Consider the following 788-nt stretch of genomic DNA (forward strand, 5'->3'; position numbering starts at 1 on the left):
TTAGAAGAGTACAGTCAGCGACTTCTACCAAAGGTCGAGAAGGCGTGATGTCTTAGAACTCGTAACAGAGACGGATCTTCGGAAGCAAGTGTACCATGGATTGTCGCTCTCCTCGGAGAAGCACGTAGGGTAGATTACACGTAACGTTTCCGAAAGGGGTAGCTGGCTGCACCTTTCCAAAAGGAGGCGGGCCCTTATGCACGTAATAAGTGATCGTGTATGTGGGATGGATGTGCACAAGAAGAGTATCACTGCGTGTCTTTTGCTTTCTGATCAGAAGGAACTTCGTACCTTCGGCACCATGACGGATGACTTGCTTGCGCTGTCTGATTGGATCCGAAAGAATAGCTGTACCCATGTGGCGATGGAAAGTACAGGTGTCTACTGGAAGCCCATTTATAATCTGTTAGAACTCGAAGCCAATTTATCGGTTTATGTCGTGAATGCCCAACATATTAAACAAGTTCCAGGAAGAAAAACCGACGTTAAGGATGCAGAATGGATCGCCGAGCTATTGAAACATGGGTTACTCAAGCCGAGCTTTATCCCAAATCGAGAACAGCGGGAATTACGAGAGCTCGTGAGATACCGTCGCAGTCTAATTGATGAGAGATCCAGAGAAGCCAACCGAATCCAAAAAGTATTGGAAGGGGCCAATATTAAATTGGGTGCTGTAGCTACCGATGTGTTAGGAGTTTCGGGACGGCTGATCCTTCGCGATCTAATTAGTGGAAATACCAATGCGAAAGTACTGGCTCAACATTCAAAAGGAAACCTCCGTAAGAAGA

At 46.4% G+C, this 788-nt stretch carries 1 protein-coding gene; it reads left to right on the forward strand.

Annotated elements, in window-relative coordinates:
• Window positions 1–196: 196 nt before the first annotated feature.
• A partial coding sequence (locus ACTWP7_RS20365; protein ID WP_443124726.1) for an IS110 family transposase occupies window positions 197–788 on the forward strand: 592 nt, incomplete at its 3' end.

Origin of the sequence: Halobacillus sp. B29 (assembly GCF_052246755.1) — a bacterium.
GTDB classification, from domain to species: Bacteria; Bacillota; Bacilli; order Bacillales; family Halobacillaceae; genus Halobacillus; species Halobacillus halophilus.